Annotated in this window: 21 protein-coding genes; 12 read left to right on the forward strand and 9 right to left on the reverse strand. The window is 69.2% G+C overall.

Features of this window, described 5'->3' with window-relative positions; translation table 11 throughout:
* The first annotated feature begins 2 nt into the window (after nt 1-2).
* The 5 genes from ACYVOK_RS07380 to ACYVOK_RS07400 all read left to right on the forward strand — a co-directional run bounded on the left by ACYVOK_RS07380 (nt 3) and on the right by ACYVOK_RS07400 (nt 4724).
* Nucleotides 3-1589 carry an FAD-dependent monooxygenase gene (locus ACYVOK_RS07380; RefSeq protein WP_460661509.1) on the forward strand — a complete coding sequence of 529 codons (1587 nt, stop codon included), beginning with the start codon at nt 3-5 and terminating at the stop codon, nt 1587-1589.
* Nucleotides 1576-1968 carry a cupin domain-containing protein gene (locus tag ACYVOK_RS07385; protein WP_460661510.1) on the forward strand — a complete coding sequence of 131 codons (393 nt, stop codon included), beginning with the start codon at nt 1576-1578 and terminating at the stop codon, nt 1966-1968. The genes ACYVOK_RS07380 and ACYVOK_RS07385 overlap by 14 nt, the downstream gene beginning before the upstream one ends.
* 1 nt (nt 1969) lies before the next feature.
* Nucleotides 1970-2881 carry an amidohydrolase family protein gene (locus ACYVOK_RS07390; protein ID WP_460661511.1) on the forward strand — a complete coding sequence of 304 codons (912 nt, stop codon included), beginning with the start codon at nt 1970-1972 and terminating at the stop codon, nt 2879-2881.
* Nucleotides 2882-2942: 61 nt separating this feature from the next.
* Nucleotides 2943-3887 (forward strand): alcohol dehydrogenase catalytic domain-containing protein, encoded by a 945-nt coding sequence (locus tag ACYVOK_RS07395; protein WP_460661512.1) that lies wholly within the window; start codon nt 2943-2945, stop codon nt 3885-3887.
* Nucleotides 3888-4031: 144 nt separating this feature from the next.
* A complete protein-coding gene (locus ACYVOK_RS07400) occupies nt 4032-4724 on the forward strand; it encodes a GntR family transcriptional regulator (RefSeq protein WP_460661513.1) in 693 nt (230 codons plus the stop codon).
* Here the strand turns inward: ACYVOK_RS07400 and ACYVOK_RS07405 are convergent.
* From ACYVOK_RS07405 to ACYVOK_RS07420, 4 genes are read right to left on the reverse strand one after another with little or no spacing between them, the layout of a single operon-like run.
* The gene (locus ACYVOK_RS07405; RefSeq protein WP_460661514.1) at nt 4687-5418 is read right to left on the reverse strand and encodes a PIG-L deacetylase family protein; all 732 of its coding nucleotides are present in this window, start codon (nt 5416-5418) and stop codon (nt 4687-4689) included. The genes ACYVOK_RS07400 and ACYVOK_RS07405 overlap by 38 nt on opposite strands.
* A complete protein-coding gene (locus tag ACYVOK_RS07410) occupies nt 5419-5883 on the reverse strand; it encodes a PPOX class F420-dependent oxidoreductase (RefSeq protein WP_460661515.1) in 465 nt (154 codons plus the stop codon).
* Nucleotides 5884-5892: 9 nt separating this feature from the next.
* A complete protein-coding gene (locus ACYVOK_RS07415; RefSeq protein ID WP_460661516.1) occupies nt 5893-6285 on the reverse strand; it encodes a hypothetical protein in 393 nt (130 codons plus the stop codon).
* Nucleotides 6282-6821: a hypothetical protein gene (locus ACYVOK_RS07420; RefSeq protein ID WP_460661517.1), complete on the reverse strand. Its 540-nt coding sequence runs from the start codon at nt 6819-6821 to the stop codon at nt 6282-6284. The genes ACYVOK_RS07415 and ACYVOK_RS07420 overlap by 4 nt, the downstream gene beginning before the upstream one ends.
* A 75-nt stretch (nt 6822-6896) precedes the next feature.
* Between ACYVOK_RS07420 and ACYVOK_RS07425 the strand changes: the two genes are divergently transcribed.
* From ACYVOK_RS07425 to ACYVOK_RS07435, 3 genes are all read left to right on the forward strand, one after another.
* Nucleotides 6897-7799 (forward strand): hypothetical protein, encoded by a 903-nt coding sequence (locus tag ACYVOK_RS07425; protein WP_460661518.1) that lies wholly within the window; start codon nt 6897-6899, stop codon nt 7797-7799.
* Complete coding sequence (locus ACYVOK_RS07430; RefSeq protein WP_460661519.1) at nt 7799-9394, forward strand: DNA polymerase Y family protein; 1596 nt, start codon at nt 7799-7801, stop codon at nt 9392-9394. The genes ACYVOK_RS07425 and ACYVOK_RS07430 overlap by 1 nt, the downstream gene beginning before the upstream one ends.
* 71 nt (nt 9395-9465) lie before the next feature.
* The gene (locus ACYVOK_RS07435) at nt 9466-10263 is read left to right on the forward strand and encodes a DinB family protein (RefSeq protein WP_460661520.1); all 798 of its coding nucleotides are present in this window, start codon (nt 9466-9468) and stop codon (nt 10261-10263) included.
* Here ACYVOK_RS07435 and ACYVOK_RS07440 read toward each other — a convergent pair.
* The 3 genes from ACYVOK_RS07440 to ACYVOK_RS07450 all read right to left on the reverse strand — a co-directional run bounded on the left by ACYVOK_RS07440 (nt 10260) and on the right by ACYVOK_RS07450 (nt 12601).
* Nucleotides 10260-11126, reverse strand: a complete 867-nt coding sequence (locus ACYVOK_RS07440) for a PASTA domain-containing protein (protein ID WP_460661521.1) — start codon at nt 11124-11126, stop codon at nt 10260-10262. The genes ACYVOK_RS07435 and ACYVOK_RS07440 overlap by 4 nt on opposite strands.
* Nucleotides 11123-11641 (reverse strand): SigE family RNA polymerase sigma factor, encoded by a 519-nt coding sequence (locus ACYVOK_RS07445; protein ID WP_460661522.1) that lies wholly within the window; start codon nt 11639-11641, stop codon nt 11123-11125. Before ACYVOK_RS07445 ends, ACYVOK_RS07440 begins: the two co-directional genes overlap by 4 nt.
* A gap of 63 nt (nt 11642-11704) precedes the next feature.
* On the reverse strand, nt 11705-12601 hold the full coding sequence (locus ACYVOK_RS07450) for an alpha/beta hydrolase (protein WP_460661523.1): 897 nt from the start codon (nt 12599-12601) through the stop codon (nt 11705-11707).
* Between the two features lie 52 nt (nt 12602-12653).
* Here ACYVOK_RS07450 and ACYVOK_RS07455 point away from each other — a divergent pair, with 52 nt between their 5' ends.
* Nucleotides 12654-13019, forward strand: coding sequence for a VOC family protein (locus ACYVOK_RS07455; protein WP_460661524.1), 366 nt, complete (start codon nt 12654-12656; stop codon nt 13017-13019).
* Here ACYVOK_RS07455 and ACYVOK_RS07460 read toward each other — a convergent pair.
* Together ACYVOK_RS07460 and ACYVOK_RS07465 are read right to left on the reverse strand one after the other, a co-directional pair.
* On the reverse strand, nt 13016-14200 hold the full coding sequence (locus ACYVOK_RS07460) for an RNA polymerase sigma factor (RefSeq protein WP_460661525.1): 1185 nt from the start codon (nt 14198-14200) through the stop codon (nt 13016-13018). The two genes, ACYVOK_RS07455 and ACYVOK_RS07460, sit on opposite strands and share 4 nt — an antisense overlap.
* The gene (locus ACYVOK_RS07465; protein WP_460661526.1) at nt 14197-14565 is read right to left on the reverse strand and encodes a YciI family protein; all 369 of its coding nucleotides are present in this window, start codon (nt 14563-14565) and stop codon (nt 14197-14199) included. The genes ACYVOK_RS07460 and ACYVOK_RS07465 overlap by 4 nt, the downstream gene beginning before the upstream one ends.
* 216 nt (nt 14566-14781) lie before the next feature.
* On the opposite strand from ACYVOK_RS07465, the gene ACYVOK_RS07470 reads away from it, so the two are divergent.
* From ACYVOK_RS07470 to ACYVOK_RS07480, 3 genes are all read left to right on the forward strand, one after another.
* A complete protein-coding gene (locus tag ACYVOK_RS07470; RefSeq protein WP_460661527.1) occupies nt 14782-15378 on the forward strand; it encodes a CDP-alcohol phosphatidyltransferase family protein in 597 nt (198 codons plus the stop codon).
* Nucleotides 15379-15442: 64 nt separating this feature from the next.
* Nucleotides 15443-16234 (forward strand): DUF881 domain-containing protein, encoded by a 792-nt coding sequence (locus ACYVOK_RS07475; protein WP_460661528.1) that lies wholly within the window; start codon nt 15443-15445, stop codon nt 16232-16234.
* Nucleotides 16231-16563, forward strand: coding sequence for a small basic family protein (locus ACYVOK_RS07480; RefSeq protein ID WP_131352136.1), 333 nt, complete (start codon nt 16231-16233; stop codon nt 16561-16563). The genes ACYVOK_RS07475 and ACYVOK_RS07480 overlap by 4 nt, the downstream gene beginning before the upstream one ends.

Raw genomic sequence — 16563 nt, forward strand, 5'->3', positions numbered from 1 at the left:
GAGTGACTGTTGACCAGCTGCCCGTCGCCGTAGTGGGTGCCGGGCCGATCGGCCTGACGACGGCCCTCGGCCTGCAGCACTACGGCATCCCGTACGTCCTGCTCGAGGAGGACGCCGTACTGTCCTCCGACACCAAGGCCGGTACTACGCTCAGCCGAACGCTCGAGATCTGGAACCGGTACGGCGTCGTGGAGGGGATCCTGGCGGCCGCACTGCGGATCGACGAGATCGGTGACATCGACCGGGCCACCAACACGCCACGGGCCTCGGTGAAGCTGGCCGAGCTGGTCAACGACACACAGTTCCCGTTCGTGATCAACCTGCCGCAGCAGAAGATGGAGCCGATCCTCGCGGCCGGGCTGGATCAGCCGGTGCTGACCCGGCATCGGCTCACCTCGTTCGAGGTACGGGACGACCGGGTCGTGCTGCAGGTGGAGACACCGGACGGGCCGCGCGAGATCGAGGCGTCGCACCTGCTCGCGTGTGACGGCGGCCGCAGCAAGATCCGCGACGCACTCGGTGTGACGGTGGTGGGGGAGACCCTGCCCGAGCGGTACATGCTGATCGACGTCGTGGTCGACCTGGACGTCGACAACGCGCGTGACTACCCGTACCTGGCGTACTTCGCGGACCGGTCCGAGTGGATGGTGCTGATCCGGCAGCCGGACAACTGGCGGTTCCTGTTCCCGCTCGGCCCGGGAGCCGAGCCGCCGGGGGACGAGGACCTGCTGGTCAAGGTGAAGCAGTTCATCGGCGAGGTGGACCGGATCGAGCTGCTCGGCTCGGTCGTCTACAACGTGCACCACCGCGTCGCGGACCAGTGGTCGCTGGACCGCAAGGTGTTCCTCATGGGCGACGCGGCTCACCTGATCACGCCGATGTGGGCGCTGGGCCTCAACACGGGGGCTCTGGACGCGTCCAACCTGCCGTGGCGGCTGGCCTGGGTGCTGCGGGGTTGGGCGGACGACACGCTGCTGGACGGCTACGAGCAGGAGCAGCGTCCGGTGGCGGTCAACGGGTCCGGCGAGATGGCCGAAGCGGCTCGCAAGTACATGTCCCACGAGCGGGGTGCGGTGACGGCGTCCGGCAGCGACTGGGCCACGGCGTACACGCGGACGCTGCTGAGTGTCCGGTTGGACGTGACCGGAGAGGGCGACTGGTCGATGGTGGCCGCGGCTGCGGAACCACCTGCCGTACGTGCTGGTGACCGTGCACCCGACCTGCAGTTGCATGGGCCGTCCGGCCGGGTGACGATCCACGACCTGTGCCGGGACTCGTTCGTCGCGCTGTACTTCACCGACGTACGACGGAGGCCGGACATCCCGGTCAACGACTCGCCGGCGTTGAAGCACTACGCCGTCTCGCGGTGGGACGCGCCCCACGACTCGGGTCTGCGTGACCGTGCCCTGTTCGACCCGGGAAGCGTTGCCGCGAACAGGTACGGCGTACCGCCGGAGAGCGTCGTACTGATCCGGCCGGACGGGCACATCGCCGCAGTGGCTCCGCTGCGTACCGGTGTGGCGGAGGAGCTCTACACCGGGATCACTGGCCGGCCTGTACCGCGGGAGGGCTCAGATGGCGTCCTTTGACGAACCGTTGCGCGAGTTGCTGCTGCAGACGGACGACCTGGAATGGGTGGACAAGTCCCTGGCCGGCCTGTCCCACAAGATGTTGTGGCGGGACCCGGAGACGGAGGCGTCGATCGCGCTGGTGCGATTCGAGAAGGGGTCCGGGATCCCGTCCGAACACAGGCATGCGTCGAACCAGTTCATGTTCTGTCTGTCCGGGCGGTACGTGTATCTGCCGACCGGTACGACCCTGACCAAGGGCAGCTTCTACTGGAACCCGAAGGGCTGTGTGCACGGGCCGACGCTCGCAGAGGAGACGTCGATCCTGCTGGAGGTGTACGACGGCCCGCACTATCCGGAGCGGCCGTCGTTCTACGACAACGACGAGGACGCCCGCTGACATGGCCGGTTGGGACGTCCACACCCATCTGATACCGCCCACTGTGCTTGCCGCCGCGCACAAGGGCGCGTTCGGGTTGTCCGTCGACAACGGCTCGCTGGTGGTCGACGGTCAGCGGCTGCCCCTGGGACGGCTTGCCGACCCGGCTGCGTTGCTGCAGTGGGTCGCCGAACAGGAGTTGGACGGTGCGGTGGTCTCCGTGCCGCCTGCGCTGTTCCGGTACGACGCCGGCGTCGAGTGGGCCGAGTTGGTGAACCAGGGGCTTCGTGAGCTCGCTACACCACAGCTGCGGGTGCTCGGCCAGTTGCCACTGCTGGACCCGGAGGCACCGGCAGTTGCCGCCTCTCTGGCTCGTGAGGGCGTCTTCAGCGGCTTTGCCCTCGGCACTGAGCTTGGTGTGCCGGGCTACGCAGGGCTGGACGCGGTGTGGGAGGTGCTGCACTCGCTGGAGGCTTTCACACTGATCCACCCGGGACACAGTGACGACAAGCGGCTTGAGTCGTTCTACTTGACGAATCTGTTGGGAAATCCGTACGAGACCGGACTGGCCGCGGCCACCCTGGTCTTCGCGGATGTACCGGGGCGGTTTCCGGGGATCCGGTTCTGCCTCTGCCATGGGGGTGGTGTGACGGCGGCGCTGGCCGGCCGTTGGCAGCGGGGGATCGACACGTCCCGGCCCGGGATCGAGCCGCCCTCGTTGCCGGTGGCGGACGCGTTGCGCCGGTTGTACGTCGACGATCTGGTGCACGACGACGCCGTACTGGACCTGCTCGTCTCGACCTTCGGGGCCGACCGGGTGCTGGCCGGCAGCGACTGGCCGTTCCCGATGGGCAGCGACTGCGTGTCCACGGCGCGGGCCGCGGTGGCCGGTCAGCTGACCGCGCCGCTGGCGAAGGAGGTCGTCGTGCGATGAGACGAGTTTTTCGTCAGCGACGAGATGTGATCAGATATCAAATCATGAACGGGGTGGAGACATGAGCGCGCGGGCGGGGGCTGTGCTGCGCAGCCATGGGCCTGGTCTGCAGTTGAAGACCGAGGAGCTCGAATTGGCGGCCGGACCGGGGGAGACGCTGGTCGAGATGCGGATGGCCGCGGTCACTCAGGCCGACCGGTCGGCGCTGGCCGGCAAGCAGCCGACGCAACCCTTCGTCCCTGGATCAGAGGGCGTCGGCGTCGTGGTCGCGTCGTCGGTTCTCGAAGCCGGGACGTCGGTGATGATTCGCGGCGAGGACGTCGGTGTGACCAGGCCCGGCCTGTGGGGTCAGTACGCCGTCGTGCCGGACGCCGCCGTACATCGTCTCCCTGCTGCACTGGATCCTGTCGCCGCTCTTGCACTGTTGACACCCGCGCTGACGGCCCACACCGCAGTACGACGGGTGGCCGCGGTAGTGGAAGGCGAGACGGTCGTAGTCACCGGGATCACCAGCGTGCTCGGCCGTCTGTGTGCCGCAGTGGCCCGATCGGCCGGTGCGGCGAAGGTGATCGGGCTGGCGTGGGTGGGTGAGCCTGTGGATGCTGCAGCCCCGTTGGTCGACCAGATCGTGCGAGTCGACGGACTGGGCCAGGTCGGACGTGAGCTGCCGTGGTGCGATGCGGCGATCGACACCGTGGGCGGTCCGGTGACCAGTGGGGTCCTTGGCCAGATCACTCCGGGCGGGCGGGTCGCCGTCCTGGGTTACAAGGCGGGTGAGTTCACCACTATCGATCTGCACCAGTTGATCGGGCGCGACCTCCGGGTGCTGCCGGTGAACCTGCAGCGAACGGTCATCGAGCCCGGCGCAGTCAGTCAGGCGCTGGCCGACGTGGTGCCGGCGCAGGCGCGACCGGAGGCCGAGGTGTTCCCCGCCGGCCGAGCGGCTGACGCCCTCGACCGGGTCGGTCCCGATCGCCGGGTTTTCCTTGATCTGACGGCGTTCTAGCGCACCTGCCCGTTCGGACCGCCGGACTAGACCAATCAGGGGCGAGCTGAGCAATCTGCTCTCGGAGTGCCCCGGGAACACCCCCCGGCCGCTACGGTTACCTCCCAGAGTTGTGCAGTGGAGGAGAGAGGCAGCCCGCACCCCATGACCCGACGACTCGAGCTCACGCCCGGGGGACCGACCGGCCGTCGTACGCTCGCCGAGGAGGCGGCGGCCGAACTGCACGAACTGATCCTGTCGGGCGAACTTCCGAGTGGTACGGCGCTGCGGCTGGAGGAACTCGCCAAGCGGCTGGACATGAGCCAGATGCCGATCCGCGAAGGGCTGCGGCGGATGCAGGCCCTCGGACTGGTCGAGATCGTTCCGCACAAGGGCGCCTGGGTCCGCGAACTGTCGATGGAGGACCTGCGCGACACCCACCAGACCCGGCTGGCGCTGGAGTCCCTCGCCGTCCGGGCCGCCGCGACCCGCTTCACCGAAACGGACGCTGCCACCGCCCGCGCTGCGCTGGCCGAGCACGTCCGGCTGTCCAAGGCCGGCGACAACATCGCCTCCCGGCAGGCGCACACCGAGTTCCACTTCGCCATCTACCGCGCGGGTGGGTCGCGCTGGCTGCCGCGCGCGATCGAGCCGGTCTGGCAGAACAGCGAGCGCTACCGGTTCGGCTCCCGGCAGACCAAGGCGCGGATCGAGCAGACCCGGCGTGAGCACCAGGCGATCCTCGACGCCTGTGTCGCCCACGACGAGGCCGGCGCGGAGGCCGCGTTGCGCGAACACCTCGAAGGCGCGATGCAGCGCATCACGGAAACGATGGAACGCCGCTACCGGAAGAGCTGAGCACCTCGAAACGGTCGGTGTGCCAGCCGCTCGCATCGAAGACTGCCCGTAGCAGCAGGGAGTCGCCACGTCGGCCGTACGTGGTGATCAGGTCGGGGAGGTCCGTCGTACCCAGGCCTTTGTAGTACTGGTCGAGTGCCTGTCGCCGGCGGGGCTCCGATGCACCGGTGATCTCCTGCAGGGGAGCAGTGCATCCGGTGACGAGGCCCGAGCCGATCTGTTCACCTGGGAGCAACTGCTGCAGGTACTGGCGACCTGCCTGCACATCCTGTGCTCGCAGCCTTGCTCCCAACGCGTGACACTGCTGTTGCTGCTGCACGGCACTTGAGATGGCTATGTGGTCCGGGTGCCCGGTGAGGCCGTCTCGGCCGACAGTGAGCACCAGCTGCGGTGAGACCTCGCTTATGGCCGTCTCCACCGCGGCCGCGAGCTCCTCGGGCTCCGCACTTGCCAGACTCTGCGGACCGCTGTGCCCGCCGTCGTCGACCCACCGGTCCTTGGTGCTCAACCAGTCCCACTCGTCAATGCCCAGTAGATCGCACGACGCGTGCAGCCTGTCGGCCGCGTCCCCTATCCCTGGCGTGGCAACACGCAGTACGACGTGCCACCCCGCAGCGCTCAGCACGGAGGTGGCAGCACCCGTGGCGAACACCTCGTCGTCCGGGTGGGCGTGTACTACGAGGACAGTGCGCACTCAGTCGGCCAGGCGGGCCGGGAAGCCGCCTGTCGCCACGGGACCCCAGCGCTCCGGGGTGATGCGGATCAGGCACTTGCCCTGCTTACGCATGGCCTCGCGGTACTCGTCCCAGTCCGGGTGCTCACCGGCGATCGACCGGTAGTACTCGACCAGCGGCTCCACCGCGTCCGGCAGCTGGATCACCTCGCCACTGCCGTCCACCTGCACCCACGGGCCGTTCCAGTCGTCCGACAGCACCACGACACTGGTCCGCGGGTCCCGCTCGACGTTCGTGCTCTTCGCCCGCTCGGGGTACGACGAGATCACGATGCGGCCCTCGCTGTCGACACCACCCGACACCGGCGACGCCTGCGGCGTACCGTCCGCACGAGTGGTGATCAGCATCATGTGGTGACGCGGCCGCACGAACTCCAGCAGCCCGTCGAGATCGACCTTGGTAGTGGTCGCAACAGTCCTCGGCATGACCCCACCCTATGTTCGCTCGGACACTGCGGTCTCATGGACACTCAACCACCGAACGCCGTACCGGGCCTGTGCGTCCGGTGTGAGTACGGCGGTGACGCGGCGGCTGGAGCCGATGGTGTGGCGCTCGAGGAACCTGCACACGGCGACGTCGTCGGTGCTGACCAGCACCTCGAACTCCTCGATGCTGATCGTCAGCCCGGGGGCGGCGCCTTGCGCACCGGCCAGCGAGGTCATGAGGGCCGGGAGGTCGAGGCAGGCGCCGTCGATGGTGATGAGGGTGAAGTCGCGGCGGTGCGCGCTGCCGAACGTCTCCAGTAGCTCCGGGCCGGCGACACCACTCAGCCAGGTTGCGAGGTCGTCGTGGTGTCGGACGACCTCGGCGTACAGGTGGTCCATCATGAGCCCTTGACCTGCAGGTCGTCCGGCGTGAGGAGTTCTTCTGCCTCGTCGTCGGTGAGTTGGTTGATGATCGCCTTGGTGCGCTGCGCCTCCGGAGTCGTCGGGAGCGCACCTTCGAGTAGGTCCGGGAGGTAGAGCTCGTAGCCGGCGCGGGCCCGTGGTGAGTACCTGTGCCTGGTCCGGGCCACGGCCGAGGAGACACGGATGGCGTGCTCGTTGCCCGGAGGTACGCCGGGACGGTCGACCTCACGGGCCGCGAATCGGAAGCCGTTGGCCTGGTCGCAGCTCGCACAACCGGTCGGTCCGGCGCCAAGGCCCGACCCGCAGTCGGGGCAGGTCAGCTGCTTCAGCGCGCCGTCAACGACCCGCCAGTCGAACTCCGAGGTGTCCTGCAGGACGACCTCGGCCAGCTCCCGCTCCTCCGCCGTACCCGCCGTGACGCCGGAGTCGCTGCAGAACCGCCGCCAGGCTTCGTCGATGCTGTCCTCGACCTGCTGGAGTGCGGCGATCAGCCGCGGATGATCGACCCGTCGCATGCCGTGACCTTAGCCGTCCGGCGACCTGTGGACGAGCGCATTGACATGTTCGAACAGGTGTTCGAACATGGGTTCATGACGGGGAGAACCGCACCAGATCGAGCGCGACCGGCGGTCACGGCGCTGGACCAAGCGCGGATGCTGCTCGCCCGGGCCAAGGCCCAGAAGGCCGCCCGCACCACTGACGGGGGACACACCCACCTGAGCCTCGCAACAGGCTCAGGGGAGCTCGGCGCCGCCGCGACTGCGGCGCCTGCCGGGCCGAGACGGCTGGTGCCCGCGCCGCGGACCACCGAAGTGCGGGTGCAGCAGGCGCTGGACACCGCGAGTGTGGACCGGGTGCTGCCCACCCTCCCGGCGGTCTCCGAGTTGCTGGCCGGGGTCGGTCTGCGCGGCGGTTCGGCGTACTCCGTGCACGGTTCATCGGCCTTGGCGATGGCGATGATGGCCGGCCCGTCCGCGGAGGGTGCGTGGTGCGGTGTCGTCGGGATGCCGTCGTTCGGTGCGGAGGCTGCGCGAGGGCTCGGCGTGGACCTCGAGCGGCTGGTCCTGGTGCCGGAGCCGGAGCACGACTGGCTCAATGTCGTCGCCGCACTGGTCGACGCACTGACCGTGGTGGTCGTCCGTCCGCCCGGCGAGGTGACTCCGGGCGAGGCGTCCCGGCTCGCCGCGCGCCTGCGGACCCGGGGTGCGGTGCTGATCACGGTCGGCTCGTGGCCGGGAAGCGAGGCGCGCCTGGAGGTCGAGAGCAGCGCCTGGGCCGGCCTGGGGTCCGGCGAGGGCATGCTCACTGCTCGACAGGCGACGGTCGTGGTGACCGGCCGTCGAGCCGCCGTACGCCGGCGAAAGCATCGGCTCTGGCTCCCCGGGCCGGATGGCGCCGTCCGGTCGGTCGACTCAGCGTCGGACTCCACCTTCCGTCCGATCGAGTCGGTCGATCCGCTGGCTCCGCGCTGGCAGGACGAGGCGGTGGGCTGATGAGCCGCGGACCGACGCGCACGATGGTGGTCTGGGTGCCGGACTGGCCGGTGACAGCGGCCGCGGGCGCTGCCGGGCATTCCCCGGACGAGCCCGTCGCCGTGCTGGAGAAGGGCAAGGTGCTCGCCACCTCCGCCGCCGCCCGGACCGCTGGGGTACGCCGAGGTCTGCGGGCCCGGGATGCGCAGTCACGCTGCCCGGAGCTCGTCGTACTGAAGTACGACCCGGTGATCGACGCCCGCGCGTTCGACCCGGTGATCAGCTGTCTGGAGGCGCTCATCCCCGGCGTCCAGGTGATCCGCCCGGGCATGTGCGCGTTGAAGGCACGCGGGCCGACCCGGTTCTACGGCAGCGAGTTCGCGGCGGCGGAGAAGCTTCTCGACCGGCTCGAGACGTTCGACGTCCCGGGCGGCCGGGTCGGGATCGCCGACGGTCCGTTCGCCGCCGAGCAGGCGGCCCGGTCGAGTCCGGCGGAGACGCGGATCCTGGTGATTCCGCCGGGGGAGTCCGCGGAGTTCCTGGCACCGTTCGGCGTCGACACGCTCGAGCAGCCGGAGCTCACCGATCTGCTCCGGCGGCTGGGGCTGCGGTCGCTGGGGGCGTTCGCGCAGTTGTCCCCGACCGAGGTGCTCACCAGGTTCGGGCCCAACGGTGCGTTCGCGCACCGGCTCGCCCGCGGGTACGACGACCGTCCGGTGGTCGGCCGCGACGTGCCGCCGGAGCTCGTCCGCACGCTCGACTTCGAGCCGGCGGTGGACCGGGTCGACCAGGTGGCGTTCGCGGTCCGGTCGGTCGCCGACGAACTGATTGCCCGGCTGACCGAGCTCGGTCTGGTGTGTACGACGTTGCGGGTCGAGGCCGGCACCGAGTCCGGCCGGATCCACGAGCGGGAGTGGCTGCATCCACGCTGGTTCACCGCGGCCGACGTGGTGGATCGGGTCCGCTGGCAGTTGCAGGGGAGTGGTACGGCGACCAGCGAGCTGACGTCACCCGTCGTACGGCTCCGTCTTGTTCCCGAACAGGTCGACCCGGTCGGGGCGCATGTCGACGGGCTGTGGGGAGGCGGGCCGGACGAGCGGATCCACCGGGCGCTGTCGCGGGTTCAGAGCATGCTCGGTCATGGTGCCGTCGCGTCGGTGGTGATCGGCGGAGGGCGTGGGTACGCCGAGCGGCAGACCCTGATCCCGTGGGGTGACCGGCCGCTACCGGCCCATCCGGCCGATCAGCCGTGGCCGGGAGCGATCAGCTCCGCCGACCCGGCGCGCTGGCCCACACTCGCGCCCACCACTGTCTTCCCCACCCCGCTGCCTGCGCGCGTTTACGCCGAGGACGGCACCGAGGTTTCGGTCAGCGCCCGCGGCGCGCTCTCCGGCACCCCCACCGCCTTCCGCCTCGACCCCGGTCCGCGAGTTGCCGACAGCAACAAGCTCCATCCGATCACCGCCTGGGCCGGCCCCTGGCTCGTCGACGAACGCTGGTGGGATCCGCGCACCGAATCCCGTCAGGCCCGCTTCCAGTTCACCACCGCCGACACCCGGGCCTGGCTCTTCTCCCTCCGCCAAACCACCTGGCAGGCCGAAGCCACCTACGACTGACCGCTCGAGACCGTCAGCGCACGTGAGGTGGGTTGACGAAAACTGTCGGTGCTGGGGATGAGAATGGCGCAATGGACGGAGGAGCGCAGTTCGGGCCGCATCGGTGGTCGGCGGGGTATCACGACGATGGGGCGACCGAGGAGTTTCGCGGGGCGACGTTCATGGTGCGGGACCTGCGTGGTGCGCGGTTCGTCGACTGTGATCTGACCGGGACGAAGATCGTCGACGGCTGGCTGGTCGACGTCGACATCTCCGGGTATGTCCAGAACCTCGTGGTCAACGGGATCGACGTCACCGGGTACGTCGACGCCGAGCTGGACCGCCGGTATCCCGAGCGGGTGCAACTGCGCAACATCCATAACGCGGACGATTTCCGCGCGATGTGGGCCACGACCCAGCGGCTGTGGTCCGAGCTGACCGCTCGTGCCGAACGGCTGCCCGAGACCGTCCGCCACGAACGTGTCGACGGCGAGTGGTCGTTCGTCGAGACCTTGCGCCACCTCGTCTTCATCACCGACTCGTGGGTGAGCCGCACGATCCTCGACCAGGAGAGGCCGTTCCATCCGCTCGCACTGCCGCAGACCGCCTACGCTCCCGCGGATGCGGAGACGCTGGGCATCGAGCCGGACGCCGACCCGACGTACGCCGAGGTCCTCGAAGCCCGCGCCGACCGGGCAGCCGTCGTCCAAGGCGTCCTCGACCGCCTCACCGACGCCGACCTGGGCCGCCCCTGCCTGCGAACCCCCGCCCCGGGCTACCCCGAAGAACCACGCCCCGTCGCCGAATGCCTCGCCGTCCTCCTGGAAGAGGAATGCGACCACCACCGCTACGCCACCCGCGACCTATCCGCCCTGGAGTCCCGCAGCTAAGGACCGACGACAGTGAGGGTGACCGTGGCTCCGAGCGGGAGCATCGTTCCGGGCGCGGGGGAGACCGCCAGGAGATCGCCCGGGGTGTAGCTGGGGGACTTCGTCGTCCGAGTTCTTGAGGTCAGGCCGAGTCTGCGGAGCTCGGCGGCGTAATTCGCGGCTCCGGTGCCCGCGCCGTGTCCGACTGCGTACGGCGGCGGCGGTACGCCGACCCGGTCCGGGACGACCGAGATGCGCTCGAGGATGCGGTCGACCTCCTCGGCGCTCGTGGACGACTCGGCCCAGAACCAGGTGTCGAGCGATGGAATGCGCACACCTCCCGAGCAGGTCCGGACCTCGGTGCCGCCATCGTCGGAGCAGGTCGTCCGCCGGCGCTCGGCGCGCACGCCGTCGATCTGGATGGTTTCGTCGGCGGTGAAGCCGAACATCGGCAGCGGCTTGCCGCGCCCCAGGTCCACACTCTCGACCCCCACCGGCCGCGCGATCGCACAGAGGTGACCATCCCGGGCGAGGATGACTGTGTCCCGCTGAGGCGTGACGCAGTGCGTCTGATTCATGCCCCAGTGCTCGGGTACGGCGATGGCCGCGTGACCGATGCCTACCAGGCGTGTCTCCGGGGTGACCGCGGCGGTCGGGCTGGTCGAGGCGATGGGCGGCGACGAGTCGTCCCGGGTCGGGTCGGGTCTCACGATGACCGCGGTGCCGCCGGCGACAGCCGCGACCGCGAGGACGGCCACCGCGGAGGCGACCCTAGTACGGCGGCGGCGGGTGACGTGGGCGTGCATGGCCTCGATCGGGGGTGGGCCGACGGGGGTGCGTTCGGCGGCGCGGTCGAGAAGTTCGGTCAGCTTGGTCTCGATCATCGGGTTCCCCGCAGTTCTGCCAGATCCGGGTCCTGGGCCAGGGCCTTCACGGCTCTGGACAGACGGCTCTTCACCGTGCCCGCGGCAACATCGAGGACGGCGGCCATCTGCTGTTCGCTCAGGTGGGCGTAGTACCGCAGTACGACGGCGGTGCGTTGGTCGGTGGGTAGTCGGTCGAGGGCGCGCATGATGGCATCGGTGTCGTCGACGCCGGCGGTGTGGTCGACGCCGGCAGTCTGGTCGGTGTCGGCGTACTCGGGCACGGTGGCTGTCGGCTTCTCGCCCGTCCAGCGGCGGCGACGTCCGGAGACGAAGGTGTTGATGAGGACCCGGTGAACGTAGGCGTCCCGGTCCTCGGCTGCCTGGACCTTGCCCCACTTCAGCAGGCACCGTTCCAGGGCGGACTGCACAAGGTCTTCGGCCTCGGCGTGCGAGCACCCCAGGAGCACGGCGGAGCGCACCAGACCCGGCCAGCGCGCCGCCACGTACTCGCTGAAGTCGTCGTTCCTGCTCATGCCCGCCCGTTCTCCCCAGGTCCCACACCCGTATAGACAGCCTGGGCCTGACCTGAGGTTCCGTCACCCGGTACGCAGCACGCGCTCGAGCTGATCCGCGAAGTCCGCCGGGAACTCGTGGCCGACGCCCGGCAGCCACTCCACCGAGACGCCGAGCCCGCGCAACTGCTCGCCGGCTTCCTCGACAACCCCGCGCAGATCGTCGTCCGTCCCCGTCAGCACCACAGAAGGCTGCAAGGCAGCATGAGCGGCATCGGGCAGCCCGCGGAGTGCCGGAGCCAGTACGACGACCCCGGCCACCGGCTGTGGCCGACCGCGCAGAGCCCAGTCGAGCGCCACCCGGCCACCGGCCGAGAACCCTGCTGCGATGACAGGCAACGACCGCAGCTCGGCCGGCAGCTGAGTCAGCGCCCGAGCAACGTCGTCACGAGAGCGCTCCGGATCAGGCCACGTCCGGTACATCGGCGACATGAGCTGCGACGACTCCACGCACAGCAGCGCGTAGCCGAGCGACGTGACACTCGCCCAGTCGCGTGCAGCATGTGCGGCCCGCTGCCCAGCGCCATGCAATGCGACCACCACACCATGCGCCTGACCGGTCGGCAGCTCGAGTACGGGCGCCACAACCGATGCCCCAGAGCGCTGCTTGCGAGACAGCTCGAGGAGGTCGGCAAAGCCCGGCAGGTCCTGCAGGCCGGCCAGGTCGTCGTCCTCCGTCAGCAGCGAGTCGTCCCACCAGGCACCGGTTGCAGCTGCGGACTGGAGTGCAGCCAGCGCTTGCTCCGGCTGACCGAGTACTCCAAGGAAACAAGCCCGAATGTGGGTCAGCTCGGCCAGCCAGGGGAGCAGCGAGTCGTCGGTGTCATCGAGTAGAGCGAGAGCCTCCCGATAGGCGCCCTGCTCGTAGAGCGATGCGACGCGATCGGTCAAAGCGTCGTACGTGGTCTCGGGTGTCTGCACTGGTCGATTGTGACGGGTCCCCGGATAGTTTGGTCGCATGCACAGGAGCCGGATGTCTACTTTTCTGATCGACGTACGGCGCGACGAGGCCGGCCGGGCAGCTGAGTTCTGGGCAAGTGCGCTCGGGGTGAAGACGTCGACGCCGCCGGGGGAGCCGCAGTTCACCGTGCTCGAGGACGCGGTGCCCGGCTATGTCACAGCAGTGCAGTCCGTGGACGACGAACCCCGCTACCACCTGGACATCGAGACCGACGACGTCGAAGCCGAGGTCGGACGGCTCGTGGGGCTCGGTGCCGTCGAGGTGTCGAGCTGGCAGGGCTGTCACACCCTCCGCGCACCAGGCGGCCACCTGCTGTGCGTCATCCCGGTGCACAGCACTCCGGAGTACTTCGCGGAGCGTGCAACCACCTGGGATTAGAGAGCGTCGGCGCGCGATTGCAGATAGCGCTGCTCCGGGACGCTCTCGGTGAGCCGCGCCGCCTGCTGGTAGGCCGCCCGGGCAGCGGAGACGTCGCCGGACAGCTCCAGGAAATGCGCACGTACGGCGGCCAGCCGGTGATGATCCTTCAGCGCCGGGTCCACGTCGTCGAGGAGCGCGAGTCCTCGAGCGGGACCGTGCACCATCGCCACCGCGACGATCCGGTTGAGGGTCACCATCGGTCCGGGCGCCGTCGTCTCGAGGAGTTCGTACAGCATCAGGATCTGCCGCCAGTCGGTGTCCTCGGCCCGCTCGGCCTGGTCGTGTACGGCGGCGATGGCGGCCTGCAACTGATAAGGGCCGACCGGTGCCGTGCGCAACGTCGACTCGATCAACTGGGTGCCCTCGGCAATCGCCTCCGCGTCCCACAACGACCGGTCCTGTTCAGGCAGCGGCACCAGCGCTCCGTCGGCCGTCGTACGCGCCGGTCTTCTCGCATCCGTCAGCAGCATCAACGCCAGCAATCCCGCGACCTCACCCTCGGCCGGCAGTTGCTCGCGCAGCTGGCGGGTCAGCCGGATCGCCTCGGCGCTCAACTCGACTCGGTGCAGCGACGAGCCGGACGATGCGGTGTACCCCTCGTTGAAGATGAGATACAGCACATGCAGTACGGCGGCCAGTCGCTCCGGCTGCTCGGCGGCCGGCGGCATCGCGAACCGGGCCCCCTTGAGCTTTACCTTCGCCCGGCTGATCCGCTGACCGATCGTTGCCTCCGGCACCAGAAATGCCCGGGCGATCTCGCTCGTGGTCAGACCGCCGACCGCCCGCAGCGTCAGCGCGACCTGCGACTGCGGGGTCAGCGCCGGGTGGCAACACAGCATCAGCAAGGTCAGCGAGTCGTCCACCGACGAGGGCGGCTCCTCCTCGGGCCACGTGGCGACCGTTTCCTCCCGCCGTACCCGGGCCGCATCGCTGCGCAGCGCCTCGATCCGCCGCCGCGACGCGACCGTGATCAGCCAGCCGCGCGGATTGTCCGGCACGCCGTCCACCGGCCACTGCTGCGCCGCCGCCAGCAGAGCCTCCTGTACGGCGTCCTCGCAGGCGTCGAAGTCGCCGTACCGCCGGACCAGCGGGCCGAGCACCTGCGGAGCCAGCTCGCGCAGCAACTCCTCGATCGTCACATCAGCGCACCGAGGTCCCGGACCGGGCGGATCTCGACGATGCTGAACGGCGCCTCCGGGATCTGCGGAACGATCTCGATCGCGCGCTCCATGCTGTCGCAGTCGAGCAGGTAGAACCCGGCCAGTTGCTCCTTCACCTCCGCGAACGGACCGTCGGTCGTCATCACCCGGCCGTCCCGGATCCGCACCTGCTTGGTGCTGTCCGGGTCGTCGAGCGACTCCGACGCCAGCAGTTCGCCGCGGGCCGAGAGTGCCTCCTCCAACGCGGTGTAGCCGGCCATCCCCTCCCGCTTCTGCTCGTCGCTCAGCGAGTCCCAGACCTTGCGGGACTCCGGGTTGGCGTAGATCAGCACCAGGAACTTCACCGGTTCTCCTCCCGTTCAGCTCAGCCTAGGCGAGGCAAGCATCACCCTTGGGTATCGATCGGGTCACCGGTTCATAGCGGGCGTAGCGGGAACGGGGCGAGGGCGTTCTGGTATCAGGGGAAGGGCAGGGCTTCCCCGGAGTGGCCGGGGATAAACCTGTCGACGCACCCAAGTACAGTTACGACGGGTGTCCAGGGTGAGAGAGGGAGGGGTCGCGTGCCGGACTTGGAAGTGTCCGACCGGGTACTGACGATCCCGAACGTGCTCAGCTTCCTCCGGTTGCTGGGAGTGCCGCTGTTCCTGTGGCTGATCCTCGGTCCGCAGGAGGACGGCTGGGCGATCCTGGTGCTCGCCGTCTCCGGGTTCACCGACTGGGCCGACGGCCAGATCGCCCGGCGGATGAACCAGACGACCCGGCTCGGTCAGATGCTCGACCCGGTCGCGGACCGGCTGTACATCTTCGCCACCGTGCTCGGTCTCGCGCTGCGCGACATCATCCCGTGGTGGCTGGCGATCGCGCTGCCGTTGCGCGACCTGCTGCTGACCTTCACCCTGCCCGCCCTGCACCGCCGCGGCTTCAACGCGCTGCCGGTGCACTTCCTCGGCAAGTCGGCCACCTTCTGCCTGCTGTACGCGTTCCCGCTGCTCCTGCTCGGTGACGGCGACAGCACCCTCAACCTGCTCGCGCGGGTGTTCGGCTGGGCGTTCGCGATCTGGGGGACGGGTCTGTACTACTGGGCCGGCGCCTTGTACTTCGCCCAGTTGCGGCACCTGATCCAGACGGTGAAACCGATCAAGGACCCGGCCGGGTAGACCCGTGACTCAGTCTGCGCCACCGAAGGAAGGCCCACCCACACCGCGGCGTGTCGATGCGTCCATGTCGCTGCTGAACAACCTGATGGCCCACCCGCTCGACGAGGGGTACGCCGCCGCGGCCAGCACCCGCCCGAAACAGGACGGCAAGCCGGTCCGGACCCGGCACCGGGTGATGCTCGTGGCCGCGACCCTCGTCCTCGGCTTCCTGCTCGCCGTCGCGGCCTCGCAGAACTACCGCACCGCGCCCGAGGCGGAGAAGCAGCGCAACGAACTGATCGCCCGCATCGAGCAGGCCGACACCCGGCTGAACACCATGCGCGCCCAGCAGACCCAGTTGGCGGACGAGGTACGGCGGTTGCAGGCCAGCGGACTGAGCAACACCAGTTCGGGTGCCGCCCTGCAGCAGCAACTCGACGCACTGGAACTGCAGACCGGCGCGATCGCCGTCACCGGTCCCGGGATCAAGGCCGTGGTCGACGACGCGAAGGACGCGGACAAGGAAGGCCGCCTGCTCGACGTCGACCTGCAGCAACTGGTCAACGGCCTGTGGACGGCCGGCGCGGAGGCGATCTCGGTGAACGGTCACCGGCTCACCTCGATGACCGCGATCCGCGGCGCCGGGAGTGCGATCACGGTCGACTACAGCTCGCTCACGCCGCCGTACACGGTGCTCGCGATCGGGGACACCGCGACCATGCCGGCCCGGTTCGCGCAGAGCTCGGGTGGTCAGTGGGTGCAGTACCTGGTCAGCAATTTCGGTGTCAGGATGACGATCACGACGGAGGAATCCTTGCTGGTGCCCGCCGATGCGACCATCGCGTTGCGCTACGCGAAGGTGAGTGGACCGAGATGATCGCCGTACTCGGACTGGTGATCGGTGTGGTGATCGGTCTGCTGGTCGCGCCCGACGTACCGGAATGGGCCCAGCCGTACCTGCCGATCGCGGTGGTGGCCGCGCTCGACGCCGTGTTCGGGGCGCTGCGGGCGTTCCTGGACGGGATCTTCGACGACAAGGTGTTCGTCGTCTCGTTCGTCTCCAACGTGCTGATCGCCGCGCTGATCGTCTACCTGGGCGACCAGCTCGGGGTCGGTTCCCAGTTGTCCACCGGCGTGGTCGTCGTGCTGGGCATCCGCATCTTCACCAACATGGCCGCGATCCGGCGGCACATCTTCAGGGCCTGA

The organism is Kribbella swartbergensis (genome assembly GCF_054784135.1).

Excerpts from the sequence above, each read along its gene's own strand:
- ACYVOK_RS07425 (WP_460661518.1), top strand. The coding sequence starts at position 6,897 with ATGACGGGGAGAACCGCACCAGATCGAGCGCGACCGGCGGTCACGGCG.
- ACYVOK_RS07410 (WP_460661515.1), bottom strand. The coding sequence starts at position 5,883 with ATGCCGAGGACTGTTGCGACCACTACCAAGGTCGATCTCGACGGGCTG.
- ACYVOK_RS07385 (WP_460661510.1), top strand. The coding sequence starts at position 1,576 with ATGGCGTCCTTTGACGAACCGTTGCGCGAGTTGCTGCTGCAGACGGAC.
- ACYVOK_RS07440 (WP_460661521.1), bottom strand. The coding sequence starts at position 11,126 with ATGATCGAGACCAAGCTGACCGAACTTCTCGACCGCGCCGCCGAACGC.
- ACYVOK_RS07390 (WP_460661511.1), top strand. The coding sequence starts at position 1,970 with ATGGCCGGTTGGGACGTCCACACCCATCTGATACCGCCCACTGTGCTT.
- ACYVOK_RS07480 (WP_131352136.1), top strand. The coding sequence starts at position 16,231 with ATGATCGCCGTACTCGGACTGGTGATCGGTGTGGTGATCGGTCTGCTG.
- ACYVOK_RS07400 (WP_460661513.1), top strand. The coding sequence starts at position 4,032 with ATGACCCGACGACTCGAGCTCACGCCCGGGGGACCGACCGGCCGTCGT.
- ACYVOK_RS07415 (WP_460661516.1), bottom strand. The coding sequence starts at position 6,285 with ATGATGGACCACCTGTACGCCGAGGTCGTCCGACACCACGACGACCTC.
- ACYVOK_RS07475 (WP_460661528.1), top strand. The coding sequence starts at position 15,443 with ATGTCGCTGCTGAACAACCTGATGGCCCACCCGCTCGACGAGGGGTAC.
- ACYVOK_RS07435 (WP_460661520.1), top strand. The coding sequence starts at position 9,466 with ATGGACGGAGGAGCGCAGTTCGGGCCGCATCGGTGGTCGGCGGGGTAT.
- ACYVOK_RS07455 (WP_460661524.1), top strand. The coding sequence starts at position 12,654 with ATGTCTACTTTTCTGATCGACGTACGGCGCGACGAGGCCGGCCGGGCA.
- ACYVOK_RS07430 (WP_460661519.1), top strand. The coding sequence starts at position 7,799 with ATGAGCCGCGGACCGACGCGCACGATGGTGGTCTGGGTGCCGGACTGG.
- ACYVOK_RS07445 (WP_460661522.1), bottom strand. The coding sequence starts at position 11,641 with ATGAGCAGGAACGACGACTTCAGCGAGTACGTGGCGGCGCGCTGGCCG.
- ACYVOK_RS07420 (WP_460661517.1), bottom strand. The coding sequence starts at position 6,821 with ATGCGACGGGTCGATCATCCGCGGCTGATCGCCGCACTCCAGCAGGTC.
- ACYVOK_RS07395 (WP_460661512.1), top strand. The coding sequence starts at position 2,943 with ATGAGCGCGCGGGCGGGGGCTGTGCTGCGCAGCCATGGGCCTGGTCTG.